The sequence below is a fragment of the Trueperaceae bacterium genome (genome assembly GCA_036381035.1).
Lineage (GTDB): Bacteria > Deinococcota > Deinococci > Deinococcales > Trueperaceae > DASRWD01.
Map to the genome: position 1 here is coordinate 22,349 of DASVDQ010000104.1, position 24,645 is coordinate 46,993.

27 protein-coding genes are annotated in these 24,645 nt (G+C 73.4%); 11 read left to right on the forward strand and 16 right to left on the reverse strand.

Annotated features, from left to right (window positions below; all coding sequences use genetic code 11):
- Window positions 1-37: 37 nt before the first annotated feature.
- Window positions 38-1,150, reverse strand: coding sequence for a BMP family ABC transporter substrate-binding protein (locus VF202_12100; GenBank protein HEX7040854.1), 1,113 nt, complete (start codon window positions 1,148-1,150; stop codon window positions 38-40).
- A 129-nt stretch (window positions 1,151-1,279) separates the two neighbouring features.
- A complete protein-coding gene (locus VF202_12105; GenBank protein HEX7040855.1) occupies window positions 1,280-1,903 on the reverse strand; it encodes an NYN domain-containing protein in 624 nt (207 codons plus the stop codon).
- A 27-nt stretch (window positions 1,904-1,930) separates the two neighbouring features.
- Here VF202_12105 and VF202_12110 point away from each other — a divergent pair, with 27 nt between their 5' ends.
- From VF202_12110 to VF202_12120, 3 genes are all read left to right on the forward strand, one after another.
- Window positions 1,931-2,422: an S-ribosylhomocysteine lyase gene (locus VF202_12110; protein ID HEX7040856.1), complete on the forward strand. Its 492-nt coding sequence runs from the start codon at window positions 1,931-1,933 to the stop codon at window positions 2,420-2,422.
- Window positions 2,423-2,489: 67 nt separating this feature from the next.
- Window positions 2,490-3,167, forward strand: a complete 678-nt coding sequence (locus VF202_12115) for a response regulator transcription factor (GenBank protein HEX7040857.1) — start codon at window positions 2,490-2,492, stop codon at window positions 3,165-3,167.
- A 71-nt stretch (window positions 3,168-3,238) separates the two neighbouring features.
- Window positions 3,239-4,702 (forward strand): ATP-binding protein, encoded by a 1,464-nt coding sequence (locus VF202_12120; protein ID HEX7040858.1) that lies wholly within the window; start codon window positions 3,239-3,241, stop codon window positions 4,700-4,702.
- Window positions 4,703-4,775: 73 nt separating this feature from the next.
- On the opposite strand, the gene purM is transcribed toward VF202_12120, so the two are convergent.
- A complete protein-coding gene (gene purM / locus VF202_12125) occupies window positions 4,776-5,795 on the reverse strand; it encodes a phosphoribosylformylglycinamidine cyclo-ligase (GenBank protein ID HEX7040859.1) in 1,020 nt (339 codons plus the stop codon).
- 199 nt (window positions 5,796-5,994) lie between these two features.
- Here purM and VF202_12130 point away from each other — a divergent pair, with 199 nt between their 5' ends.
- The 4 genes from VF202_12130 to VF202_12145 are packed head-to-tail and all read left to right on the forward strand — an operon-like array spanning window position 5,995 to window position 10,673.
- Entirely contained in the window at window positions 5,995-8,265 is a 2,271-nt protein-coding gene (locus VF202_12130) for a hypothetical protein (protein ID HEX7040860.1), read from the forward strand.
- Window positions 8,266-8,296: 31 nt separating this feature from the next.
- A complete protein-coding gene (gene smpB / locus VF202_12135; GenBank protein HEX7040861.1) occupies window positions 8,297-8,740 on the forward strand; it encodes an SsrA-binding protein SmpB in 444 nt (147 codons plus the stop codon).
- A complete protein-coding gene (locus tag VF202_12140; GenBank protein ID HEX7040862.1) occupies window positions 8,737-10,125 on the forward strand; it encodes an N-acetylmuramoyl-L-alanine amidase in 1,389 nt (462 codons plus the stop codon). The genes smpB and VF202_12140 overlap by 4 nt, the downstream gene beginning before the upstream one ends.
- Window positions 10,122-10,673: a hypothetical protein gene (locus VF202_12145; protein HEX7040863.1), complete on the forward strand. Its 552-nt coding sequence runs from the start codon at window positions 10,122-10,124 to the stop codon at window positions 10,671-10,673. Before VF202_12140 ends, VF202_12145 begins: the two co-directional genes overlap by 4 nt.
- Window positions 10,674-10,757: 84 nt before the next feature.
- Here the strand turns inward: VF202_12145 and asnS are convergent, their stop codons facing one another.
- The 5 genes from asnS to VF202_12170 form a co-directional block, all read right to left on the reverse strand.
- Window positions 10,758-12,056: an asparagine--tRNA ligase gene (gene asnS, locus VF202_12150; protein ID HEX7040864.1), complete on the reverse strand. Its 1,299-nt coding sequence runs from the start codon at window positions 12,054-12,056 to the stop codon at window positions 10,758-10,760.
- 34 nt (window positions 12,057-12,090) lie between these two features.
- On the reverse strand, window positions 12,091-12,900 hold the full coding sequence (locus VF202_12155; protein ID HEX7040865.1) for an HAD family hydrolase: 810 nt from the start codon (window positions 12,898-12,900) through the stop codon (window positions 12,091-12,093).
- Window positions 12,901-12,934: 34 nt separating this feature from the next.
- The gene (gene aspS / locus VF202_12160; GenBank protein ID HEX7040866.1) at window positions 12,935-14,701 is read right to left on the reverse strand and encodes an aspartate--tRNA ligase; all 1,767 of its coding nucleotides are present in this window, start codon (window positions 14,699-14,701) and stop codon (window positions 12,935-12,937) included.
- The gene (hisS, locus tag VF202_12165; GenBank protein ID HEX7040867.1) at window positions 14,698-15,957 is read right to left on the reverse strand and encodes a histidine--tRNA ligase; all 1,260 of its coding nucleotides are present in this window, start codon (window positions 15,955-15,957) and stop codon (window positions 14,698-14,700) included. The genes aspS and hisS overlap by 4 nt, the downstream gene beginning before the upstream one ends.
- A gap of 222 nt (window positions 15,958-16,179) precedes the next feature.
- Window positions 16,180-16,542, reverse strand: coding sequence for a hypothetical protein (locus VF202_12170; GenBank protein ID HEX7040868.1), 363 nt, complete (start codon window positions 16,540-16,542; stop codon window positions 16,180-16,182).
- 191 nt (window positions 16,543-16,733) lie between these two features.
- Here VF202_12170 and mgtE point away from each other — a divergent pair, with 191 nt between their 5' ends.
- Window positions 16,734-18,131, forward strand: coding sequence for a magnesium transporter (mgtE, locus tag VF202_12175; GenBank protein ID HEX7040869.1), 1,398 nt, complete (start codon window positions 16,734-16,736; stop codon window positions 18,129-18,131).
- Between the two features lie 10 nt (window positions 18,132-18,141).
- Here mgtE and VF202_12180 read toward each other — a convergent pair whose 3' ends face one another.
- Genes VF202_12180 through VF202_12195 form a run of 4 tightly spaced genes read right to left on the reverse strand, consistent with a single transcriptional unit; the run spans window position 18,142 to window position 20,622 of the window.
- Window positions 18,142-18,321 carry a hypothetical protein gene (locus VF202_12180; protein HEX7040870.1) on the reverse strand — a complete coding sequence of 60 codons (180 nt, stop codon included), beginning with the start codon at window positions 18,319-18,321 and terminating at the stop codon, window positions 18,142-18,144.
- A gap of 10 nt (window positions 18,322-18,331) precedes the next feature.
- Entirely contained in the window at window positions 18,332-18,895 is a 564-nt protein-coding gene (locus VF202_12185) for a nuclear transport factor 2 family protein (protein HEX7040871.1), read from the reverse strand.
- A 3-nt stretch (window positions 18,896-18,898) separates the two neighbouring features.
- Window positions 18,899-20,386, reverse strand: a complete 1,488-nt coding sequence (locus VF202_12190) for a pyridoxal-dependent decarboxylase (GenBank protein ID HEX7040872.1) — start codon at window positions 20,384-20,386, stop codon at window positions 18,899-18,901.
- An 8-nt stretch (window positions 20,387-20,394) separates the two neighbouring features.
- Window positions 20,395-20,622: a hypothetical protein gene (locus VF202_12195; GenBank protein ID HEX7040873.1), complete on the reverse strand. Its 228-nt coding sequence runs from the start codon at window positions 20,620-20,622 to the stop codon at window positions 20,395-20,397.
- 275 nt (window positions 20,623-20,897) lie between these two features.
- Between VF202_12195 and VF202_12200 the strand changes: the two genes are divergently transcribed.
- Entirely contained in the window at window positions 20,898-21,434 is a 537-nt protein-coding gene (locus tag VF202_12200; GenBank protein ID HEX7040874.1) for a class I SAM-dependent methyltransferase, read from the forward strand.
- A gap of 28 nt (window positions 21,435-21,462) precedes the next feature.
- Here VF202_12200 and VF202_12205 read toward each other — a convergent pair whose 3' ends face one another.
- Window positions 21,463-21,651 (reverse strand): hypothetical protein, encoded by a 189-nt coding sequence (locus VF202_12205; GenBank protein ID HEX7040875.1) that lies wholly within the window; start codon window positions 21,649-21,651, stop codon window positions 21,463-21,465.
- 214 nt (window positions 21,652-21,865) lie between these two features.
- On the opposite strand from VF202_12205, the gene VF202_12210 reads away from it, so the two are divergent.
- The gene (locus VF202_12210; GenBank protein HEX7040876.1) at window positions 21,866-22,603 is read left to right on the forward strand and encodes a CsgG/HfaB family protein; all 738 of its coding nucleotides are present in this window, start codon (window positions 21,866-21,868) and stop codon (window positions 22,601-22,603) included.
- Window positions 22,604-22,693: 90 nt separating this feature from the next.
- Here the strand turns inward: VF202_12210 and VF202_12215 are convergent, their stop codons facing one another.
- Both VF202_12215 and VF202_12220 read right to left on the reverse strand, forming a co-directional pair.
- Window positions 22,694-23,053, reverse strand: a complete 360-nt coding sequence (locus VF202_12215) for a nitrilase-related carbon-nitrogen hydrolase (GenBank protein ID HEX7040877.1) — start codon at window positions 23,051-23,053, stop codon at window positions 22,694-22,696.
- Window positions 23,054-23,092: 39 nt separating this feature from the next.
- Window positions 23,093-23,536 carry a VOC family protein gene (locus VF202_12220; GenBank protein ID HEX7040878.1) on the reverse strand — a complete coding sequence of 148 codons (444 nt, stop codon included), beginning with the start codon at window positions 23,534-23,536 and terminating at the stop codon, window positions 23,093-23,095.
- 56 nt (window positions 23,537-23,592) lie between these two features.
- Here VF202_12220 and VF202_12225 point away from each other — a divergent pair, with 56 nt between their 5' ends.
- Window positions 23,593-24,051 (forward strand): hypothetical protein, encoded by a 459-nt coding sequence (locus VF202_12225; protein ID HEX7040879.1) that lies wholly within the window; start codon window positions 23,593-23,595, stop codon window positions 24,049-24,051.
- A gap of 95 nt (window positions 24,052-24,146) precedes the next feature.
- Here the strand turns inward: VF202_12225 and VF202_12230 are convergent, their stop codons facing one another.
- Complete coding sequence (locus VF202_12230) at window positions 24,147-24,599, reverse strand: GNAT family N-acetyltransferase (GenBank protein ID HEX7040880.1); 453 nt, start codon at window positions 24,597-24,599, stop codon at window positions 24,147-24,149.
- Between the last annotated feature and the right edge of the window lie 46 nt (window positions 24,600-24,645).

Consider the following 24,645-nt stretch of genomic DNA (forward strand, 5'->3'; position numbering starts at 1 on the left):
GAAGGAGCCGGCCGCCGGCGGTGCTAGGCCCCGCGCGTCAGAGCTGGCGGTAGTCGGTGACGACGATCTCGCCGTCGATGATCCGCTGCTTGATGTCGTTGACCTCGTCGACTACGTCCTGCGGGATCAGCGCCTGGTTGTACTCGTCGAGCGCGTAGTCGACGCCCTCCTCGGCCAGGCCGAGGTTCAGGACCCCGCCCTCGAACTCGCCGTTCACGACGTCCATGATCGCGTCGTAGGCGGCCACGTCGACGCGCTTGAGCATGCTCGTCAGGCCGTGGTTGAGGGTCGCGGGGTCGCGGTCGGTGTCGCCGAGCGGGTTCTGGTTGCTGTCGACGCCGATGAAGAAGACGGGCGTCGTGCCCTCGCCGCAGCTCGCCTCGTCGGCGGGCCGCGGGACGTTCGCGAGCTGGGCGACGAGCGGGGAGTCGCGCAGCGGGACGGTGGGCTCGAAGCACTTGGTCTGGTTGGCGAAGTCGATGACGCCGTTGCCGGAGGCGCCGGCGGCGGCGAAGATGATGTCGGCGCCCTGGGCGTTCTGCGTCGACGCCAGCTCGCGGGCGCGCGCCGGGTCGTTCCAGGCGTCGGGCGTCACGCCGACGTAGTTGCTGATCACCGTGCAGTCGGGGCAGGCGGCCTTCACGCCCTCCTGGTAGCCGAGGTCGAAGGCGTGGATCAGGGGGATGTCCATGCCGCCGACGAACCCGAGCACGCCCGTGCGGGTGAGCTTGCCGGCGATGTAGCCCACGAGGAAGCTGCCCTCGTGCTCCTTGAAGAGCACGCTGCGCACGTTCGGGTTCTCCGCCACGGCGTCGATGAGCACGAACGCGGTGTCGGTGAACTCGGTCGACACGGTCTGGATCGCGTCGGCCTGCAGGAAGCCGGGGGCGATCACGATGTCGGCGCCGGCGCCGGCGATGCGGCGCTGGCCCTCGGCGGCGGTGTCCGGCGTGCCCTCGAACTCGACGATCTCGACCTCGTAGCCCTCCGCCTGGAGGTCCTGCTGGGCGCGCTGGACGCCGCGCCACGTGCCCTCGTTGAACGAGCCGTCGAACTTGCCGCCGGCGTCGTACACGATGCCGAGCACGTAGTCCTGGGCGTACGCCCCCGTCAGGACGAGGGCGGCGAGCAGGATGAGCAGTTTGCGCATGTGTCTTCCTCTCGACAACCAGTGAGGTTCTTCACCTACGCGGTGACGCTCGGACTATAGCAAGCGTCAGGCGCGCCAACGCGGCCCCTGACCGGCGGGGGGTTAACCGCCGCTTCAGCGTCCGGGGGCTCAGAACAGGATGCGGGTCCAGTCGAGCTCGTCGAGGGCCTGGAACACGTCGACGTGCTCGAGGAGGATGCCCGCCGACTGGTCGCGGAACATCGCGCACTCCACGTGCTTGCCCATGCGCTTGATCGCCTCGACGAGCTCGACGTAGTCGCCGTCGCCCGACACTAGCAGGGCCGTGTCGTAGGCGTCCTGGTAGGCCAGCGACAGCGCCTCGACGGCGATCGCGACGTCGATGCCCTTCTCGACGAGCGTGCCGTCGTTGCGGCGGTGCAGCGTGCCGAGCCGCACCGTCACGTAGGGGATGCGGCGCAGCGACTCGAAGAAGCGCTGCTGGCCCTCGCGCAGCTCCTCGTCGTAGTCGTCGGTGAGGATGGAGTTGTAGTAGTACGTGCGGAACACCGGCCTGTCGCGCAGCAGCTGCTGGATCAGCTCGGCGAAGTTCACGCGCGTGCTGCGCAGGTTCTCGCGCATGCCGTTGTAGAGGTTGCTGCCGTCGATGAAGATGGCGACCCGCTCGCCCTGGGCGAGGCTGCGGGCGTGAGCGAAGCGCCGCGCCGCCGCCGGGTCGCGCGGCTCTGGTCGGCGGGGGCGGGGCGGGCGTCCGTTCGAGTCGTTCTGGTCCATGACCGCTGGCAAGTGTAACCTTGGCGGGTGAAGGCACCGAGCCGGCTCGAGTCGTTCGAGCTCGACCACACGAGGGTCAGGGCACCGTACGTGCGGCTCGCCGCCCGCTACGTCGGCGACCGCGGCGACGTCGTGACCAAGTACGACCTGCGCCTCGTCCAGCCGAACCGCGCCGAGCTGCCCACCGCGGCCCTGCACACGATGGAGCACCTGCTGGCCGGCTACCTGCGCCAGGAGCTCGAGCCGCGCGCGGGGGTGACGGTCGTCGACCTCTCGCCGATGGGTTGCCGCACCGGCTTCTACCTCACGCTCCTCGGCGAGCCGCGCCACGAGGACGTGCGCCAGGCCACCGAGGCGGCGCTCCGGCGGGTGGCGGCGCACGAGGGCGAGGTGCCCGGCTGCAGCGAGCTCTCCTGCGGCAACTGGCGCGACCACTCCCTGCCGGGGGCGCGCGCCTGGGCGTCCGAGGTCCTGCGGCCCGGCTTCATCGTGCAGGAGACCGTTCCCATCTCGCGCTAACGGCCCGCGGGTACAGCGACCAGCACGGGCAGAACTCTCTCATGAGAACGCGTGCCAAGATGCCGCCATGGAGAGGAAACCGCTTATCCTCATCGTCGAGGACGAGAAGGAGATCGCCAAGTTCATCGACCTCGAGCTCCAGGCCGAGAACTACGAGACCGTCGTCAGCTACGACGGCGTCACCGGCCTGTCGAAGTTCCGCGAGCTGAACCCCGACCTCGTCGTGCTCGACCTCATGCTGCCCGTGCTGGACGGCCTGGAGGTCGCCAGGCGCATCAGGAAGACTAGCAACACCCCGATCATCATCCTCACGGCCAAGGACTCGGTCGACGACAAGGTCACCGGCCTCGACTCCGGCGCCGACGACTACCTCGTCAAGCCGTTCTCCATCGAGGAGCTGCTGGCCCGCGTGCGCGCCCACCTCAGGCGCGTGAACCCGGCCGTCACCGGCGAGGTGCGGGTCGCCGACCTCGTCATCAACCTCGAGGGGCGCGAGGTGTTCCGGGACGGACGGCGCATCGAGCTGTCGGCGAAGGAGTTCGAGCTGCTCGAGCTCTTCGCGCGCAACCCCGGCAAGGTCTTCAACCGCTTCGAGATCGAGGAGAAGGTGTGGCCCGAGTACACCGGCGGCAGCAACGTCGTCGACGTCTACGTGGGCTACCTGAGGCGCAAGCTGGAGGGGGAGGGGGAGCGGCGCCTGATACACACCGTCCGCGGCGTGGGGTACGTGCTGCGCGAGGAGTGAGCGTCAGCGCGCCCACCGTGGAGCCTGCGCGCCGGCGCTACCATCGCGGGACCGTGGAGGGTGAGGCCTAGGTGGGTCTGCGGCTCCAGCTGACGCTCGTCTTCGGGGTCCTCATCGCGATGATCCTGGGCGGCGTCGCCGTGTCGGTGTACCTGCTCACGGAGCGCTCGCTGGCCGCCGGCCTCGACGAGCGCGCTGCCTCGGCGCTGGCCGAGCTCGTGAACGGGCGCAACGACGTGGAGGCCGCCGTCCAGCGCCTGCCCAGCGACGCCAGCAGCCTGGTGCTGCTGGTGGGGCAGGAGGGGACGCGGCCCCGCTCGATCGACAGCATCAAGAGCGGCGTGTGGCACGAGGCGAGGGACCTCTACATCCTCAACCGGCTGCCCGACTCGGCCCTGCAGCGGCTGATCGACGAGGGCCGGATCGCCGTCACGGTCGGCTCCGGTGACACCAGGCTGCGCATCCACGGTCAGCTCGGCACCGTGCCGCTGCCCTTCTCGCGCCCGTTCAGCGCGGCGTTCTTCGTGGCCGTGCCGGCCGGGCTGATGGCCTCGACCCTCGACCAGCTGGCCCGCGACCTCGTGATGACCGTGGTCCTGGCGTTCATCGCCTTCGGGCTGGGCATCTGGGTGCTGTCGCAGCGCGTGCTGGGGCCGCTGAAGCGGGTGACGGACGCCGCGGCCCACGTCTCCGGCTCCGACCTGTCGCTGCGCGTGCCCGTGCCGGACACGAAGGACGAGATCCACGACCTGGCGATGGCGATCAACAACATGCTGGGCCGGCTCCAGGAGTCGTTCGAGACGCAGAGGCGCTTCACGGCCGACGCCAGCCACGAGCTCCGCACGCCGGTGACGGCGATCGCGGGCCACGCCAGCTACCTGGTGAGGCGCACGAACCCCACGCCGGCGCAGCAGGAGTCGCTGATGGTGATCCAGCGCGAGGCCGAGCGCATGGGCAAGCTCGTCAACGACCTCCTCGAGCTCGCCCGCGCCGACGCCGGCTTCACGGTCACGCGGGCGCCGATGAACCTCGTCGAGGTGGCGGAGGCGGTGAGCGAGGAGATCGCGCGCGTCTCTCCGGGCGCCGAGGTCAGCGTCAGCTCCCGCCGCCCGCTGGTGGAGGTGCTGGGCGACGCCGAGCGTCTCAAGCAGGTCGTGCTGAACCTCGTCACGAACGCGATCAACGCCGGCGCCAGCCGCGTGACCGTGAGCGTGGCGCAGGAGGGCAAGCAGGTCCGCCTCGAGGTCCTCGACGACGGCGCCGGGATACCGCCGGAGGCGCTGCCGCACATCTTCGAGCGCTTCTACCGCGTCGACGGCGCGCGCAGCACGCGCGGCAACGGCAGCGGCCTGGGCCTGGCCATCGTCAAGTGGATCGTGCAGCAGCACGAGGGGACCGTCAGCGTCGAGTCGCGCCTCGGCGAGGGCACGGTGTTCACGATCATGCTGCCGGCCCTCGACCCGAAGAAGACGGGCGAGACGCCGGCCCTGGCGCGCGCCGGCGGCGGCGAGCGGCGCGCCGTCGGCCGCTCGTAGGGCGGGCCCGGTAGGTTCGTCACGCCGGGGTGCGCCGCGCGCGGGGGCTCGTGCGGTCCGTCGTCGGGGCCCGCTAGGCCAGCTCCACGCCAGAGCCCGCCACGACCTCGCCGACCGGCAGCGCTCCCGGCGCCAGCGCCAGCGCCTCGCTGAGGTCGGCGGCGCCGACGACGACGACGAACCCCAGGCCCATGTTGAAGACGTCCCACATCTCGGCCTCGCTCACGCCCCCGGCCGCGGCGATGAGGCCGAACACCTCCGGCACGTCCCAAGCGCCGCGGCGGAGCCTGACGCCGACGCCCGCCGGCAGGCTGCGGGGCAGGTTGCCGGGCAGGCCGCCGCCGGTGACGTGGGCCATCGCCCGCGCCAGGCCGCGCTCCAGGAGCGCGCGCACGGGCGACAGGAAGCTCCTGTGCTCGGCGAGCAGCGCCCGCCACACCGGCGTGCCGTCGGAGAGGGCCTCGCCGAGGCGCCCCTCCAGGGCGCGGCGCGCCAGGCTGAAGCCGTTCGTCTGCAGGCCGCCCGAGGGGAAGCCGAGCACGGCGTCGCCGGGGGCGACGCGCGAGCCGTCGACGACCCTGCCGCGCTCGACGACCCCGACGATCGTGCCCGCCAGGTCGAACTCGCCCTCGCGGTAGACGCCGGGCATCTCGGCCGTCTCGCCGCCCAGCAGGGCCATGCCGGCCTCGCGGCAGGCCGACGCCACCCCCGACACGAGCCGGGCCGTGACCTCCGGCTCCAGCCGCTCGCCGGCGACGTAGTCGAGGAAGAAGAGCGGCGTCGCGCCCTGCACCAGCACGTCGTTCACGCAGTGGTTCACGAGGTCGCGGCCGATGCCCTCGAGCACGCCGGGCTCGCCGGCGTAGCGCCGCGCCAGCACGGTCTTCGTGCCGACGCCGTCGGTGGAGGCGACGAGCACGGGCCGCTCGAGGCCCGGGGGCAGCTCGAACAGCCCGCCGAACGCGCCGAGGCCGCGCAGTACGCCCGGCGTGTAGGTCGACTCGACCTCACGAGTTATCAAATCGAGGGTGCGCGCCGCCGCCTCGAGGTCGACGCCCGCCCGCTCGTACGCCCGCCCTTCCGTCCGGCCCATGGCGGCCATGCTAACCGCGTCCGGCGCCGTCGGCGGGGCGGCCGAGCCGGCGCCGCCGGCGGAGCGGCCGAGCCGGGGCCGTCGGCGGGGCGGCCGAGCGGGCCGCCGCCTGCGGGGCGGCCGAGCTCGCGCCGCCGACGGGACGCTTGCCGCGCCCCCGACGCCGGCGCGGCGGGCCCCTCGGCTACACTCGAGGGACGTGCTGGGCGCGATAGACGTGCTCTTCCCGCTGCCGCTCGGCCCTCTCACCTACCTGGCGCCGCTGCGGTCCGGGGCGGGGGAGGGCGTCGTCGGCCGCCGCGTCGTCGTGCCGTGGCAGGCCGGCGTGCGGGTGGGCCTCGTGGCCCGCTCGCGCCCCGTCGACGCCGGCAGGGGCCTGGAGCTGAGGCACGCCCTGCGCTACCTCGACGAGGCGCCGTTCCTCGGACCCGACCAGCTGCGCGCCGTCGACTCGATCGCCAGGGGGACGGGCCTGCCGCCGGGGCTGGTCCTCGCCACGCTCGGGGTGCCGGGGCTGACCCTCGAGCTGGACCACCAGGTGAGGCTGCACGAGACGCCCGCGGCCGCCGAGCTGTTCGGCGACCTCACGCCGGGCGCGTGGCTGCCGGCGGAGCGCCTGGGCGCCAAGGAGCTCGACCACCTCCGCGCCCAGGGGCTCGTCGACGAGGCCGTGCGGGTGGTGAAGCCGACGCGGCGGGTGCTGGTGCCGCGCCGGCGACCGGACGAGGGCCTCGCTGGTCCCAGGCAGGCGAACCAGCGCGGCGCCATGGAGCGGCTGCTGGAGCTGGGGGAGGTCGAGAGCGCCGCGGCGCTGGCGCGCGACGCCGAGGTGCCGGAGAGCGCGGTCAGGGCGCTGGTCGAGAAGGGCTACGCGGCCTACGAGGAGGTCGAGGCGCCCGTCCCGCCGCTGCCCGGCCCGCCGCTGCGCGACGACCGCCTCGAGGACCCGCCGCCGGGCGCCGCGGCCGCGCCGGCCGGGGGCTACGTGGCGGGCGGCTCGCGGCGCGCCCGCCTCTCCGCGCTGCTGCCGACCCTGGCCGACGACCTCGCGGCGGGCCGCAGCGCGATCGTCGTCGCCCCCGAGAACACGCTGGCGCGTGAGGCAGCGGGCCTGCTGGCGACGCGCCTGCCGGTCCGCTACCTGACGGGCGAGGCGACGGACGACCAGCGCGAGGCGCTGTTCGCCGAGCTGCCGTCGTCCGGCCCGGTCGTGCTCGTGGGCAGCCACGTGGCGCTGCTGGCGCCCGTGCCCGAGCTCGGCCGTGTCGTGGTGCTCGAGGCCGGCAACCAGGCGCACAAGCTGAGGTCGGGCGGCCGGCTCTACGTGCCGAAGGCCGCGCAGCGCGTCGCGGCGGCTGCCGGCGCCGGCCTCACGCTCACGGACGTCGTGCCGAGCCCCGAGCTCCTGGCCCTCGGCGGGGAGGGCGGCGGCACGCTCCTCCCGCTGCCGCGCCTGCGCGTCCACGTGGCCGACATGTCGGGCGGGGCCGGCTGGCCGCTCCACCCCGACCTGCAGCTCACGTTCAGGCAGGTCGTCCAGCGCGACCGCCAGGCCGTCGTGCTGGCGCCCCGCCGCGGCTTCTCCGGCGCCTACGGCTGCCTCAACTGCGGCTGGCAGGCGCCGTGCCCGAACTGCGACCTCACGCTCCGCTACCACCGCGACGAGGGGCGGCTGCGTTGCCACCAGTGCGGCCACGACGCGCCCCTGCCGACCGTCTGCCCCCAGTGCGGCAGCGAGGACCTCGGCGCCCTCAAGGGGGCGGGTACGCAGTGGGTGCTCTCGCAGCTCGCGCGCCTCGCGCCGGGGTTCCCTGGGTACCGCTACGACTCCGACAGGCGCGACGACCTGAGCCCCCTCTACGCCGGCGAGCCGGGCGTGGTCGTGGGCACGACGGCCGTGCTCCGCCTGCCGCCCCTGCCCGAGCTCTCCCTCGTGGCCGTCACGCTGTTCGACGTCCACCTGGCCCTCGCGGACTTCCGCGCCGAGCAGGAGGCCCTGCGGATGCTCTTCCAGGTCGCCGAGCTCTCCGCGGGACGCCGCCCCCTGGTGCTGGTCCAGACGTTCGCCCCCGGTTCGCCGGCGCTGCGCGCCGCGTCCTCCGACGCGCCCGAGGTGGCGGTGGAGACGCTGCTGGCCGCGCAGCTCGAGCGCCGGCGGCGCTTCGGCTACCCGCCGTTCGCGACGCTCGCGAAGGTGCAGGTCACGGCGCGCGACCGCGCCAGCGCGCACGCCGGCGCCCACGCGGCCGCCGACAGGTTGCGCGTCGCCGGGGCCCTCGACGGCGAGCTGCTCGGGCCCGAGGCCGCGCCGGTCGCGCGCGTCAAGGGGCGCTACACCTTCCAGCTCCTGCTCCGCGTGGCCGACGAGTCCCGCCTCGAGGGGTTGCTGGCCGCCCTGCCCGACAGGCTGTCGGGCGCGCGCGTGGCCGTCGACGTCGACCCCGTGGACGTCGGGGAGCTCCTCGAGTGAGCCCGCGCGGGGCGGTAACATCGGCGTCGTCATGCTGGTCAACAGGCGGGCCTCCCACGAGTTCGAGCTGCTCGAGCGCTACACCGCGGGCATCGAGCTCACCGGCAGCGAGGTGAAGTCGCTCCGCCAGGGCGGCGGCTCCATCGCCGAGGCGTTCGCCGTCGTCAAGGGGGGCGAGGTGTTCGTCGAGGGCATGAACATCCCGCCCTACAAGGACGCCAGCTACAACAACCACGAGCCGCGGCGGCCTCGCAAGCTGCTCCTCAAGCGCAAGGAGATCGCGGAGCTGGAACGGGCCGTGAGCCGCAAGGGCCTCACGATCGTGCCGCTCAGGCTCTACTTCAAGGACGGCTGGGCGAAGCTCGACATCGCCGTCGGGCGCGGCAAGAAGCTGCACGACAAGCGGCGCGACGCGGCCGCGCGCGACGCCAAGCGCGAGATCGAGCGCGCGCTGAAGGGCTCGTTCGACGGATGAGGGCGCGGCTCCGCGGCGCCGGACCAGCCCTGCAGCTCGTCGCGCTCCTCACGGCGCTGCAGGCGGCGCTGGCCCAGCCGGCGCTGGTCGTGAACGGGCGCGAGGTGGCGGGCAACACCACGGCCCTGGTGAGCGGGGCCAGCTACGCCCCGGCGGCGCCACTAGCGGCCGCTCTCGGCGCCACGGCCGCCGTCGACCTCGGACGGGGCCTGGTGGTCCTCGACGCCGGCGGGCGCCTGCTGCAGGTCCTGGTGGCGCCCTCGCCGCAGGAGGCGAGCGCGCTGCCAGGGGCGCTGCGCCTCGACGGCGTCGCCGTGCCGGGACCCGCCGCCGTCGTCTCCGGCAGCGAGGTCTACCTCCCCGTGAAGCAGGTGGCCGAGGCTCTGGGCGCCAGCGTGACCTACCTCGAGGAGCAGGGGACGGTGGTCGTCGTGCAGCCGCGAGCCCGCCTCACGGGCATGCGGCGCCTGACGAACCCGGAGCGCATCGAGCTCGACCTCAGCGCCCCGGTGCGGTACAGCGCCTTCTACAACGAGCCCGTCCAGACGCTGCAGGTCCACTTCGAGCGCACCGACGTCGAGGTGCGTCTGTCGCCGGTGGAGGGCGAGAGGTTCATCGTGGCCACCGCCATGGCGGCGGGCGGCGGCGCCGACGTGCGCGTGCAGCTCGCCGAGGACGCGACCTACGACGTCTACCAGCTCCCCGACGGGCGCGGCTTCCGCCTCGTGATCGCCCTGGGCGACGCCGGCGAGAACCCGCTCGCCGCCGGCCTGCGGGTCGTCATCGACGCCGGCCACGGCGGGCAGGACACGGGCCTGGTCGGGCCGGAGGGCAGCGAGAGCAGCCTGACGCTGGCCGCCGCCCAGCGCTTGGCCAGCGCCCTGCGCCAGCGCGGCTTCGAGGTCGTGATGACCCGCGACGGCGACTTCTCCGTGCCCGTCGGCACGCGCTCGGCGGCCGGGATCGGCGCCGACCTCTTCGTCTCCCTCCACGCCGCCGACCTGCCGCCGGGCACGTACAACGCCTACTACCTCGGCGAGGCCGGCGACGTGGCCAGCCTCGAGATGGCCATCAGGAGCAACGCCGGCGCGGCCGCCGAGCGCGAGACCGACAGGCTGCGCCGCGAGCTGCTGCTGGGCCTGGTGCCCGACCTCGAGGCCGGGCGGGAGTTCGCCGAGGGCATCGGCGCCACGCTGTTCACGCTCGGCGACTACCGGGCGGGGGAGGTGGGCCCGGCGCCGCTGCAGGTGCTCGGCGGAGCGGCCGGCAGGGGCGTGCTCCTCGAGTTCTCCCCGGCCGACCTCGCCTCGGACGCGCTCGGCCTCCACCTGGCCGCGTCCGTGGCCGACGTGCTGGCGCGGGAAGTGGCGCGGGAGGGCCGATGAGCCCGGCGCTCGGGCGCAAGGTACTGGCCGCGCTCCTCACCCCGCAGGTGCTGGTCGCGGCGCTCGCCTTCGTGGGGTCGCTGGTCCTGTTCCTATCCACCAGGCCGCCCGCGGTGCCCCCGCCGCCCACGGTCGACATCGCCGCCGAGGACGACCGCCTCGTCGCGGCCGACGTGAGGCTCCTGCTCGTCGACGCCACCGGCCTCGAGTGGCAGCGGGCGGAGCGGGTGCAGTCGCCGCCGGGCGCCTCGGCCCGCCTCACGGCGGTGCTGGCGGCGCTGCGCGACGCCCTCGTCGCCGAGGGGGTGTGGCCAGGGGACCTGCCGGCCCCGCGCGCGTTCCTCGAGACGATCGAGGGCGGGAGGGTCGCCGTGGTAGACGTGCGCCCGCCGCCGGGGCTCGGCGTCAGCGTCGCCCAGGAGAGGGCGATCTACCGGGCGATCGTCGGCACCGCCGAGCTCGCCGGCGCCGACGAGGTCGTGTTCCTCAGGGACGGCCAGCCGGCCGCCACGCTGCTCGGCCACGTCGCCGTGCCGTCGGGCCTGTAGTGCCGGGACGCGAGCGGCGCTCGGGGGAGGACCACCACCGGCTCAGGGCGACCGCTGTCCACGGCGCGTCTCTCCTGGCCGCCCTCACGGGTACATGCGCGTGAGCATGCGCGGGAACGGGATGACCTCGCGCAGGTGGTGCCCGCCGACGAGCCAGGTCAGCAGCCTCTCGAGGCCGATCCCGAAGCCCGAGTGCGGCACGCTGCCGTGCCGCCTGAGGTCGAGGTACCAGCCGAACGCCTCCTTGGGCAGGCCGTGCTCCTCGATGCGCCTCTCGAGCAGGGCCGCGTCGTGGATCCGCTGCGAGCCGCCTATCAGCTCGCCGTAGCCCTCCGGCAGGATCAGGTCGGCGGCGAGGACCCGCGTGGGGTCGCCCGGCACCGGCTCCATGTAGAACGCCTTCGCCTGGGTGGGCCACAGCTCGACGAAGACGGGCTTGTCCGACCTCTCGCCGATCATCGTCTCGTGCGGCGCGCCGAAGTCCTCGCCCCACGTCAGCTCCTCGCCGCGCTCGCGCAGGTAGGCCAGGGCCTCGTCGTAGGTGATGCGCTCGTAGCCGCCCTCGGCCGCGGGGCGCAGCTTGGAGACGTCGCGCCCGAGCATCTCCAGCTCCTGCGCGCGCTCCTCCAGCACGCGGCCCACGAGGTACGAGACGAGCTCCTCCTGCAGCCGCATGTTCCCCTCGTGGTCGAGGAAAGCGACCTCCGGCTCGACCATCCAGAACTCGAGCAGGTGCCGCCTGGTCTTGCTCTTCTCGGCCCTGAACGTCGGCCCGAAGGTGTAGACCTTGCCGAACGCCATCGCGCCCGCCTCGGCGTAGAGCTGGCCAGACTGGGAGAGGTAGGCCTTGTCCTCGTCGAAGAGGTCGATCTCGAACAGGTTCGTCGTGCCCTCGACGGCCGTGGGCATGAACAGCGGCGCGTCGAAGCGCAGGAAGCCGCGCGCGCCGAAGAAGTCGTGGATCGCCCGCTCGACGAGGTCGCGGACGCGCATCACGGCCCACGGCCCGCGGTGGCGGAGGTAGAGGTGGCGGTGCTCGAAGAGGAAGTCGACGCCGTGCTCCTTGGGCGTGATCGGGTAGTCGTTCCCAGGGGCGACGAGCTCGAGGCCCTTCAGGCCGAGCTCGACGCCGCTGGGCGCGCGCGCGTCGGCGCGGACCACGCCGCGCAGGCGCACGCTCGACTCCTGGGTGAGCCCCTTGGCCAGGTCGAAGGCGTCGTCTGGCACCTCGCCCTTGACGACGACGCCCTGCACGAACCCGCTGCCGTCACGCAGCTGCAGGAAGGCGATCTTCCCGCTCGACCTCACGCCCGTCACCCAGCCCGCGACGGCGACCTCCTCGCCGACGTGGGCACCGAGCTCAGCGATGGGTGTATGCGACATGAGGGGCAGTCTACGACGCCCCCTCGGGCGCGGATCAGGCGATGGGGAGGCCGATGGCCTCGTCGAGCGCCTCGGCCGCCCCGCACTCCTCGACGGAGGGCAGCGCGGGCTGGAAGCGCGCCAGCAGCGCGGGCGAGGCGTTGGCGACGACGCGCGGGTGGCCGACGATCTCGAGCATGGGGAGGTCGTTCTCGCTGTCCCCGACGGCCATGATGTCGCCCAGCGGGACGCGCAGGTGCTTGGCGAGGTGGGCGACGGCGCTGGCCTTCGACGTGCCGGCGCGCGTCAGGTTCACGAACGCGATGCCGGGGAGCGCCGGGCTCGTCGCCGTGGCCGCCGTGATCCCCTCGGGCGTGAACGGCAGCAGCTCCTCGTGCTCCTGGTACGGCACGACCCACTGGGCGCGGACCACGGGCTCGTGCGCGGCCACGTCCTCCAGGTCGCGGACGATCGCCGTGACGCCGAGGAGCTTGGCGTGGCGCTCGGAGAGCTGGGTGCGCCGCTCGACGAAGAGCTCGCTGGGCGTGTACAGCTCGAGCACGGCGCCGCGCTGACGGGCCGTGGCGATGAGCGCGCGCACGTCGGCCTCCTTGAGCGCCGTCACCTGGATCGAGCGACCGTCAGGGTAGCCGACGTGGGCCCCGCTCTGGAACACGTGCGGGTTGTCGGGGCCGATGCGCTCGGCGATCCTCAGGGCGGTGCCGAAGGCCGGCCGGCCCGTGCACAGCGCGACCTTCATGCCGGCGTCGCGGGCGCGCTGAGCCGCCTCCCAGACGCAGTCGCGCACCTGCGCGTCGGCGCCGATCACGGTCCCGTCGAGGTCGAGGACCACCAGCGGTATCACCGCGCACCGCCCCCCGTCGCTGCGGGCGCCGGGGTCACGGCGCCGTCACCGCCAGTCCCAGCTCGGCGAGCTGCTCGGGGGAGAGCGGCGCCGGGGCGCCGGTGAGCGGGTCCTGCCCGCGCTGGGTCTTCGGGAACGCGATCGTATCGCGGATCGAAGGCACGCCGGCCAGCAGCATGATCACGCGGTCGAAGCCCCACGCGATGCCGCCGTGCGGCGGCACGCCGTAGGAGAGCGCGTCGAGGAAGAAGCCGAAGCGGCGCCTGGCCTCCTCCGGGCCGATGCCGATGGCGGCGAACATGCGCTCCTGCACGTCCTGCCTGTGGATGCGCAGCGAGCCGCCGCCCACCTCGTTGCCGTTGAGGACGAGGTCGTAGGCGTAGGCCCGCACGGCGCCCGGGTCGGACTCGAGGAGGTGCAGGTCCTCGTCGTGCGGCCTGGCGAACGGGTGGTGCATGTAGGTGAAGCCGCCCTCGTCGGTGCGCTCGAGGAGCGGGAAGTCGACGACCCAGAGGAAGCGCAGCACGTCGCCGCCGGGCCTCAGGCCCAGCAGGCCGCCGAGGCGCGAGCGCACGGCACCGAGCGCCGTGCAGGTCGTGGACCACGGTCCCGCCGCCAGGAGCAGCAGGTCGCCCGGGTGCGGCGCGAGCCGCGAGACGGACGCCAGCTCGGCCTCGCCGAGGAACTTGGCGATCGGCCCGCTGAAGCCCTCCTCGCCGCGCCGCAGCCAGGCGAGACCCGCCGCGCCGTGCGCCTTGGCGAGGTCCTCGAGCTCGGCGAGGACCTTGCGGGTGACGGGCTCGGCGTCGCCGGCCTCCACGGCCAGGGCCTTGACGACGCCGCCCCCCTCGACAGCGCCCGCGAAGGCGCGGAAGGACGAGCCCCGGAACGCCTCCGTGAGGTCCTCGAGCTCGAGGCCGAAGCGGACGTCGGGCTTGTCGGAGCCGAAGCGGTCCACGGCCTCGCGGTAGGGGAGGCGCTCGAACGGCGTGTCGACCGTGACGCCCAGCGTCTCCTCGACGACGTGGGCCATCAGGCCCTCGTTCAGCTCGATCACGTCGTCGACGGTCACGAACGACATCTCGATGTCGACCTGGGTGAAGTCGGGCTGCCTGTCGGCGCGCAGGTCCTCGTCGCGGAAGCAGCGGGCGACCTGGAAGTACCTGTCGACGCCGGCCATCATCAGCAGCTGCTTGAAGAGCTGCGGCGACTGGGGCAGCGCGTAGAAGGAGCCGGGCGCCTGGCGCGCCGGCACGACGAAGTCGCGGGCGCCCTCGGGGGTCGAGAGCGTGAGGAGCGGCGTCTCCACCTGCACGAACCCGCGCCGGTCCAGGTAGTCCCACACGGCCTTCGTGGCGCGGTGGCGCAGCAGCAGCGGGCGGAGCGCCTCGGGCCGGCGCAGGTCGAGGTAGCGGTACCTGAGCCTCAGCTCCTCGCTGACCTCTGAGGCGTCCACGCTGCCGTCGACGAGGAACGGCGGCGTCTTCGCGGTGGAGAGGACCTCGACGCGCTCGGCGACGACCTCCACGAGGCCGGTGGGCGCGTCGCTCTTCTGGCCAGGCGGACGCTCGCGCACCGTGCCCTCGACCGTGACCACGTACTCGCTGCGCAGCCCCGACGCCACGTCGAAGGCCTCGCCGGCGTCCGGCTCGGCGACGACCTGCACGACGCCGGCGCGGTCGCGCAGGTCGACGAACACCAGGCCGCCCAGGTCGCGCCGGCGGTTCACCCAGCCCTGCAGCACGACGCGCTGCCCGACGTGGGAAGCGCGCAGTTCGCCGCACATGAGGGTGCGGGTCATGCGGGAGACTCTAGCAGGGCCGACAGGTCCGCCTCCGACGCGGCCCGCTGCTCGCCGGAGGCCAGGTCCTTGAGCTGCCACACGCCCTGGGCGCGCTCGCTCTCGCCCCGCAGCGCGGCGTGCGTGGCGCCCCGCCTGTCGGCCTCGGAGAGGCCCTTGCCGGGCGCGCGGCGCTGGTAGGCGTACTCGACGCGACCGCGCCGGCGGAGCCGCACGGCGAGGGCGGCGGCCTCGCCCACGGCCTCGTCGTCGAGCGGGACGATGAACAGGTGCGGCGCGCGCTCACCCGGGCTCGTCGCGCCCTCCTCGCCCAGGGCGTCGAGCACGCGCTCGACGCCGAAAGCCCAGCCCGTCGCCGGCAGGTCGGGCCCGCCCAGCAGCTTCAGCAGCCCGTCGTAGCGACCGCCGCCCCCCAGGGCCGACTGCGCGCCGATGCCCTCGTGGTGCGCCTCCCACGCCGTGCGGCGGTAGTAGTCGAGCCCGCGCACGAGGCCCTTGTCCACCCGGTAGGGCACGCCCCAGTCGTCGAGGTAGCGCCGCACCTGCTCGAAGTGCGCCCGCGACGCCTCGCCCAGGCGGTCGAGGGGCCTCTCCAGCTCGGCGATCAGGCGCTGGTCGCCCTCGTCCTTGCTGTCCAGCACCCGCATCGGGTTCAGGCGCAGCCTCTCGCGGCTCACCGGCGACAGCTCGGCGCGGTGCGGCTCCAGCCGCTCCCGCAGGTAGGCGTTGTAGGCGGCGCGGTCCTCGGGGTCGCCCACCGAGCCGACCAGCATCACGTGACGCGTGAGCCCGCACGCCGAGAGGACCTCGTACATCAGGTGCACGGCCTCGGCGTCGGCGAGGGGCGAGTCGCTGCCCACGACCTCGTAGTCGACCTGGTGGAACTGCCGGTACCGCCCCCGCTGCACGTTCTCGGCGCGGAAGGCGGCGCCCGTGCCCCACAGCTTCACGGGCAGGGGCCTGGTGTGCATGCCGTGCTCGACGAACGCGCGCATGATCCCGGCCGTGAGCTCGGGCCGCAGCGCCAGCACGCGCCCGCCGCGGTCCTCGAAGACGTACATCTCCTTCTGCACGACGATGTCGGACGACTCGCCGACGCTCTTCTCGAACACCTCGGCGTACTCGAAGAGGGGCACGGTCACCCGCCCCGCGCCGGCGTTGCCCAGGACGCGCTCGGCGGCCGCCTCGACGCGGCGCCACGCCTCCTGCTGCTCCGGCAGGACGTCGCTCGTGCCCTTGACGGACCTAGCCTTCATGACGTGCGAGTGTACGCCGACGAGGGCAGGTGCGGCTGCCGTGCGGAGGTCAGGGGGAACGAGCGGCCGGGGTCGGCTGTGGAAGCGAACGGGGGGCCGAGGAAAGGTCTCGCATAGGGACTGGCGAGCGCTCGCGTCCCGCCGACGAGGGGCCGCCGCGCGGCCCACGAAGGGAGCGGGCGGCCGAGAGGCCGCCCGCTCGCGCTCGCTAAGGCTAGGAGATCAGGGGAGGCTGGCCGGCAGGCCGTTGCTCCTCACGCCGCCGACGACGACGAACACGAAGCCGGAGCCGGCGCGCTCGGGGGCCACGAACTCGATGCGCGTGGGCGACCACATGGTCACCTCGGCCTGCACGCCGCCCTCGCCGTTCATGTTCGCGCCCACCAGGACGTAGGAGTCGTCGGCCTCGCCGCCGAAGCCGTCGCCGAAGTAGCGGCCCTGCAGCACGACGGTCCCGCCCGGTTCGTTCGGCACCGTCACGGAGATGAGCGTGGGCATCACGTCGTTGCGGACGGTGGCTTGCGGTGCGCAGGCGCTCACGGCCAGGGCCACTAGGCCGATGGTCAACCAGGCGAGACGCTTCACTATGTCCTCCTAAGCGCAGAGGGTATGAACGCCCTCGCTGCGGGTCAATGCATTGTTTCATAGCCCCGTACGGGCGTGCCGCGCCCCGCGGGGCTCACGGCGAGGGCAGCGGCGCTGTCCTCGGGCGCCCGCGAGCGCCGACGCGGGCGAGGGCGGCCGGCGGGGGCGGCGGCGTTACCATACCCGTCGGCATGCCGGAGGACGTGACCGTCGACCCACGCGCGCTCGCCGACGAGGTGAGGGACGTCGTCGCCGCCAGGCGCCTGGCGGCGGTGCGCGGCCTCCTCGCCGACCTCACCGTGCACGACGTGGCGGAGGTGTTCCGCCACCTCGACCACGACGTCGAGGCCGTCGCGTTCCGCGTCCTGCCCCGCGAGCTGGCGCGCCAGGTGTTCGAGTACCTCGAGATCGACGACCAGGAGGCGCTCATGCGGAGCATGGCGGAGAGCGAGGTCGCCGAGGTGCTCAACGGCATGTCGCCCGACGACCGCACGGCCCTGCTCGAGGAGCTGCCCGGCGCGGTCACGAAGCGCCTGCTCAACCTCCTCGACGAGCGCGAGCGCCGCGTGGCCAAGCAGCTCCTCGGCTACCCGGAGGAGTCGATCGGCCGCCTGATGACCCCGGACTACGTGGCCGTGAAGCCGCACTGGACGGTCGCCCGCGCCCTCGAGCACGTGCGGGTCTACGGCAAGGACTCGGAGACGCTGAACGTCGTCTACGTCACCGGGCCAGGCGGCGTGCTCGTCGACGACCTGCGCATGCGCGAGCTGCTGCTGGTCGACCCGGAGACGCGGATCTCCGACCTGATGGACCAGCGCTTCGTCGCGCTGCGGGCCTCCGACGACCAGGAGGTCGCCGTCGCCGAGTTCCGCAAGCTCGACCGCTCGGCGCTGCCCGTCACCGACAGCCAGGGCGTCCTGGTGGGGATCGTCACCGTCGACGACGTGCTCGACGTGGCCGCCGAGGAGGCCACAGAGGACATCCAGATGCTCGGCGGCGTGTCCGCGCTCGACGAGCCCTACCTGAAGACGTCGCTGGGCGGGATCATCAGGAAGCGCGCCTTCTGGCTGGTGCTCTTGTTCCTCGGCCAGACGCTCACGGCCACGGCCATGGGGCTGTTCGAGTCGGAGATCGCCGACGCGGTCGTGCTGGCGCTGTTCCTGCCGCTGATCATCTCCTCGGGGGGCAACTCGGGCTCGCAGGCCGCGGCCCTGGTCACGCGCGCGATGGCCCTCGGCGAGGTGACGGTGCGCGACTGGTGGCGCATCGCTCGACGCGAGCTCGTCGCCGGCCTGACGCTCGGCGTGCTCCTCGGCGGGCTCGGCTTCCTGCGCGTGGCGATATGGGGCGCGCTCCTCGACGCCTACGGGCCGCTGTGGCCGCTGATCGGGCTCGTCGTCTTCCTGGCGCTGGTGGGCGTCGTGATGTGGGGCTCCCTCGTCGGGTCGCTGCTGCCCATCTTCCTCAAGCGTCTCGGCGCCGACCCGGCCGCGTCCTCGACGCCGTTCGTGGCCACGATCGTCGACGTCGTCGGCATCGTCGTCTTCTTCTTCATCGCCAAGGCCGTGCTCACCGGCACGCTGCTCTGAGCCGGGCTGGTCAGTACGGCCCCGGCGGGCGCCTGCGCCCCCCGCCGAACAGCCGCATCAGGAGCAGCACGACGACGGCGATCGCCAGCAGCCCGAGCAGCACGCGCAGGACGAAGCCGCCGACGATGAACGCCAGGTAGATGAGGGCGGCCGTGACGACGACGCCCAGCAGGGTCTGCAGGAAACGCATCCGCTCCTCCTCAGCCGACGATCTTCCAGAACGAGTCCTTGCGCACGACCTTGCCTCCCTCGAACTCGAGGAGGTCGACCCCGCGCACCTCGACCCTCCCCGACGCGGACGTGCCGGTGAGCGTCCACTCCGACACGCCGAGGCGCCCGCAGGCCCAGTGCGTGTCGTCGCCGTAGCGCACGTCGGGTATGCCCTCGAAGCGCTGGGCCAGCCCGGCCCTCACCGCCGCCTTGCCGCTGTACCTGTCTCCGCGCGGACCGGCGCCGCGCGGCATGTACAGGACGCAGTCGTCGGCGAAGTAGCCCATGATCGCGTCGAGGTCGTGGCGGTTGAACGCCTCGAGTAGCTCCTTGAGGACCCGCTCCGACACGTGCTCCGGCATGGCGCCACCTCCGCGGTCCCACGGGGCGCGGTACGCGCCCGTGCCCCCATCATGCGCGCCCTCCCGGCCCAGGTGCACGCGCGGCCAGCGCCCGCCCCGCCACGGCGTGGCCGCTGTCTCGCGGCGCGCCACCCCCTGCACAGGGTCGAGGGCGACGAGCCCGCGGTGCCAGGTGGCGCCGCCCGTGACCACGCCCTAGGACGCCTGGCCGGCGGTGAGCTCGGCGCCGATGCGCAGCACGTCCTCGACGAGCGAGTCGGCCTGCGCGGGGCCCGTGCGGGCGCCGATGAAGCAGGGCCTGATGGCCAGCTTGCCGTTCACCCGCGTGGTGGACGGGATGTTCACGTTCTCCCTCACGAGGCGCCTGTGCAGGCGCCTGTTCAGCGCGTCGAGGTCCGCGACGCCGGGCGCCACGTAGCGGAAGCAGCAGATCGACAGCGTGGGCTCGAGGAGGAGCTCGAGGTTCGGGTGCTCGCGGGCCGCCGCCGCGACGCGGGCGGCCATGTCGTTGTGGCGGCGCACCCGGTCGCGCAGGCCGCTCACCCCCACCTCCAGCAGCAGGGCCCACACCACCACGCCGCGCGGCGGGGCGCTCAGCTCGACGCCGTAGTCGTAGTAGGGGATGCCGAAGTCGTCCATCGAGTGGCCGAGGCCGGGCTCGGGGTCCTCGTCCGCGACGTTGCCCTCGAGGTAGTCGGCCGGCGTCTGCGTGAACCCGCGGGCCAGCAGCTCCCTGTCGCGCACGAACGTCGCGGCCACGCCCACCGAGGCGCCGAGCCACTTGTGCGGGTCGACGATCACGGAGTCGGCGCGCTCGACGCCGCGGAAGAGGTGCGCCTTCCTCTCGTCGAGGACGCCGGGCAGGCCGTAGGCGCCGTCCACGTGCAGCCACACGCCGTGCTCGGCGGCGACGTCGGCGATCTCTCCGAGCGGGTCCACGGCGCCCGTGTTCGTGGTGCCGGCCGTGGCCACCACGGCCACGGGCAGCACGCCCTCGTCGGCGGCCCGCGCCAGGGCGCGGCGCAGGTCGGCCACGTCCATGCGCCCGGACTCGTCGGTGGCCACCAGGCGCACGGCCCGCCGGCCCAGGCCCAGCACGCCCGCCGCGCGCTGGACCGTGTGGTGGGCCTCGGCGGTGGCGAAGACGGCCGTGGGCCCGTCGACGCCCTCCAGGCCCGGGTCCCGCCCGACGGACTCGAACGCGTGCTGCCGCGCCGCCCCCAGGGCGACGAGGTTCGCCGTGGAGCCGCCGCTGCTGTAGACCCCCTTCAGGTGGGCGATGCCGTGCATCTCGGCCAGCCACTCGAGGCTCAGCTCCTCGAGGAGGTTGAAGGCGTTCAGCCCGTAGCGCTGGGGCGCCGCCACGCTGGCGGCGGTGGAGGCCAGGGTGGACGCGGTCACGCCGCCGGTCGTGATGAACCCGGTGAAGCCGGGTCGCGGCACCGCGGACCCGTTGGGGATCACGGTCGCGGCGAGCTCCTCAGCCACCGCCGCGATGCCGACACCGCGCTCGGGCAGTGGCCTGCTCAGGCGCCGACGCCAGTCGTCGGCGGTGACGAGGGCGTCGGGGCGCTCGAACCTCAGGTAGTCGTCGAGGGCCTCGCCGATGCGACCGAGCAGCGGCGTCAGCGCCCCGGTCTCGGCGGCGTCGCGGACCTGGTGGTCTGTGGCAGCGGGTCTCAAGTTCCCTCCTAGGTGGTGTGGCGTCTCAGGCCCACTCGGGCCCCTCGACGGTGCGCTCGTCGCGCGCGTTCCCCCGTGTTCGGCGTCCCGACGGGCTCGAAGAGCGGGACGTGCCCCTCCTCGTCGCTGGCGGGCCGGTGCTCCGCGCCGCGCGGGACGACGACGCGCGGGCTCCGGTGCTCGGTGATGCCCGCGAGCTTCTCCCGCAGGTCGACCTCGATGGGCAGCGCGCCCATGGACGCATGAGACAGCCGGGGAGCGCGGTAGCGCAAGAGCCGAAGGTAGGAGCTCGGGCGAGTTATCAAATCGTGCGGTCGCCAGGTGGCCTCGGGGAGCTCGATCGAGTCGCTCATGCCCTCATGCGCCGCGCCTGTGGCAGAGGAGTCGCTCGCCGCCCGGCTCGGCCCCGGGCGCGGCTTGACCTTGCGCTGGTTGCCGGTCGCTCCCTGGTGGGGACTTCCGTCTCGGTCGCCTCGGACCGGGCCCGCGTGCGCCATGCTGTGCGGAGCGCATGGAGACGTCCGACGCCGTCGACCTCATCCGCGGTGCCGTCAGCGGCACGGGCGGCACGTGGGCCGACCTCGGCGCCGGCACGGGCACGTTCACGCGCGCTCTGGCCGAGCTCGTCGGCGCGGAGGGCACCGTCTACGCGGTCGACAGGGACCCCTACGCGCTGGCCTGGCTGACCGGCCCGGCGCGCCCCGGACCAGGCGGTGCCCGTCTCGTCCCGCTGGTCGCCGACATCAGGAGTCCGCTGCCCCTCGAGGGTCTCGACGGGGTGGTCGTGGCGAACGCCCTGCACTTCGTGCCGCGGGGTGACCAGGAGCGCGTCCTGGGGCTCGTGGCCTCCTACCTCCGACCCGGCGGGGCGCTCGTGCTCGTCGAGTACGACCAGCGTCTGGGGAGCCCGTGGGTGCCGCACCCCGTGCCGCCGCGACGCTTCGCCGACCTGGCGAGGGCGGCCGGGCTCGGAGCTCCTCGCGAGGTGGGCAGGCGGCGCTCCCGCTACGGACCCCGGGACATCTACGCCGCGGTCGCGCTCACCTGAGCCGGTCCGTGCGAAGACACCAGCCTCGTCAGTCGCCCGGCGAGCAGAGGTCGATGCCGAGCCGTCCGTCCGGGCCCGCGCTGACCACGTAGAACGCGTGCTCGCCGCCCAGGGAGCCGCCGTCCGGGGCGGGGTGGTCCCAGCGGACGTCGCCGCTCGACAGCGCCCGGGTGTAGCCCTCGAGGAAGCGGCGTACCTGACCCTCCTGGATGGCCATCAGAACGCCTCCTTGAAGGTGTCACCGCGGCCCGCCCGGCGCGGGACTGGAGTGGAACGCCACCCTGCGACGAGGGCCGCGTGGAACGCGTGTCTCGCGCCACATGGCCTCGAGCGACCGCCCAGCCGTACGGTGCGGCGCGCCGTGCCGGGAGGCGCAGTCCGCCCCCCTCGGGTGACGGGAAGGCGAGGGCACCCGGGCTATATTCCACCCCGTGAGGACCGGCCTCCCCGCCCTGCTGGCACTGCTCCTGCTCTCGGCGTGCGCTCCCGCCGTCACGGTGGAGGACACGGGCGTGCACCTCGTGGAGTTCACCATGGAACCGGTGCCGCGCGAGGAGCGCTGGATCATCGCCGTGCCGAGCTTCGAGGTCGGCGCGGGGAGCGTGAGGATCGGCTCCGTCGACCTCTCCCGCGAGGGCGAGGACTTCTACCGCGAGCTCGGCTCCGGCGTCGCCGACATCTTCATAGCCGAGGCCTACGAGAGCCAGCAGTTCCGCATCACCGAGCGCGCCCAGATCGACAAGATCCTCTACGAACAAGACCTGGCGCGGTCGGGGCGCATCAACCCGGACACCGCCGCCGCGGTCGGCCGCATCGAGGGCGCCGAGCTGATGGTCCTCGGCAGCGTCAGCGAGTTCGGCGTGCAGACCACCGGCGGCGGGGGCAGGGTGCTGGGAGTGTTCGGCGGACGGTCGGAGACGGTGACGGCGCGCGTGGCCGTGGAGATCCGCTTCGTCGACACGAACACCGCCGAGATCCTGGCGATCGGTCGGGGCGTGTCCCAGGTGTCTCAGCGCAACGTGTCGGTGGACATCGCGAACGTGATGACCGACCTGCGCGTGGGACGCACCGGCACGACGATCGTCGACTACGCCGTGCGCAACGCGATCCGCTCGGCCATCGAGAACGCCGCGCGGTCGCTGCCGCCGAAGCCGGCCGCCAAGGGCTGAGCCGCCGGCGCGACCGTCCTCTACAGGGGGCGGCGAGGAGCCTGCCCGCCAGCGAGGCGGGATCAGGTGGCGCATAGGGCCCGGCGGCGCCTACAGCGGAGAGGTGAGCAGCCGGCCGGCCAGCAGACCGGTGGCCGCCTCCAGGTCGAGGTCGGCCACGAGGAGCCCCTCCCGACCGTAGGGCTGGTAACAGAGGAGGCCGCCGTCGGGTGCCGCGATCGCCGACGTGGTCCCCGACCCCTCGCTGGCGTAGTTCACCGAGGCGAAGTAGCAGGTGTTCTCGGCCGCGCGGCACAGGATGGCCTTCTCGTGGAAGGTGTTGGCCGGGTCGCCGAACGTCGTGGGGCGGTAGCTGCCGGGCTCGGCGACGGCGGCGGTGGCGAGGCTCACCGCGTCGTCGACGGACGTCGGCTGGCGTAGGTTGGCGAGCGCGACCCTGACGGTGGTCATGGCGACGATCGTACTGAGCGGGGCGGCGCTAGCCCACCGTCACTTCCGCAGGTCCTCGGCCAGCGCGACGATGATGTCGGCCGGTCCCCGCAGGTAGCAGAGCCGGTAGGTGTCCTCGTACTGGGCCACCTCGCCCATAAGCACGCCGCCGTGCCTCCGGGCGATGTCGAGGGCGTCGTCGAGGCTGTCGACCTCGAACATGATGCTGCGCAGGCCGAGCGCGTTCGGGGGCTGGACCGCCGGCTGCACCGGGACGAGGTCGGGGCTGCGGAACCGCGTCAGCTCCAGGCGCCCGTGGCCGTCCGGCGTGCGCAGCAGCACGATGTTCACGCGCACGTCGTCCATGCCGTTGACGCGGTCGATCCAGTCGCCCTCGAGCTGCCCCTCGCCCTCGACCGTCATGCCCAGCGCCGAGAAGAACGCGACGGCCGACTCGAGGTCATCGACGACGACTACCGTGTGGTCCAGCCTCTTGATCGTCATGGGCCAGTATCCCGGTCCGGCGCGCGGTTCCTCGCGGCTCCCGCTACAGTGCGGTCATGGCCGACGCGCCGTTCGTACCTCCCGACTTCGACCCTCCCACCTCGCTGGTGACGGACCGCTTCCGGCTCGAACCGCTCGGGCCGCAGCACAACCAGTCCGACCACAGGGCCTGGACGAGCAGCATCGAGCACATCAGGTCGACGCCCGGCTACCCTGACGGCCGCTGGCCGCCGGAGGGCGGCATGTCGCTGGAGCGGAACCGCCAAGACCTCGAGCGCCACGCCGCCGACTTCGCCGCCCGGCGGGGGTTCACGTTCACCGTCCTCGACCCATCTGACGGCGACGTGATCGGCTGCGTCTACATCTACCCGAGCAGGTCGCCCGACCACGACGCCGACGTCCGCTCGTGGGTCCGCGCCGACCGCGCCCAGCTCGACCAGCCCCTCGCCGAGGCGGTCTCCGTCTGGCTGAGGGAGGCGTGGCCGTGGGAGAGGGTCGACTACAGAGGGCGGTGAGCGCGGGCGCCGGGCCTACGGCGTCCTGCCATCCGGGGCCCGCGGCGCGTCCTTCGACGTCCTCGCATCCGGGCCCGCGGCGCGTCGGTCGACGCCTAGCCGGCCTGCTCCTCGGCGCCGAGCTCGTAGGTGAAGATCACGACGCGCTCCTCCAGAGAGGGGCTCGTCGACCTGTAGAGCGCGAGGGCGGCCTCGTTCTCCGCCTCGGTGCCCACCCACGCCTCAGTGCAGCCGAGGCGTCGCCCGTGGTCGAGCACCGCCGCCATGAGTCGCTTACCGATGCCCCGGCGCCGGTGCGCGGCGGCCACGCCGACCTCGTTCACGAAGAGCTGGAGCGGCTTGTCGGGGTGCACGTAGCTGATCGCGGAGGCCATGCCGATCACGGTGCCTTCGTCCACCGCGACGACGAGGTGGTTCATCGGGTTGGCGAGGAACTCGCGCAGCAGCTCGGGCCGGACGTCGTGGTCGAAGACGTTCGGCGCCACCCTGTCAAGCAGGTGGGCGTTCACGGCCGTCACGAGGTGGAGGGTCACGGAGGGGTCGCTCATCGCGGCCACGATAGGGGCCGAGCGCGCCGGCCGTGTGACGTCGTGC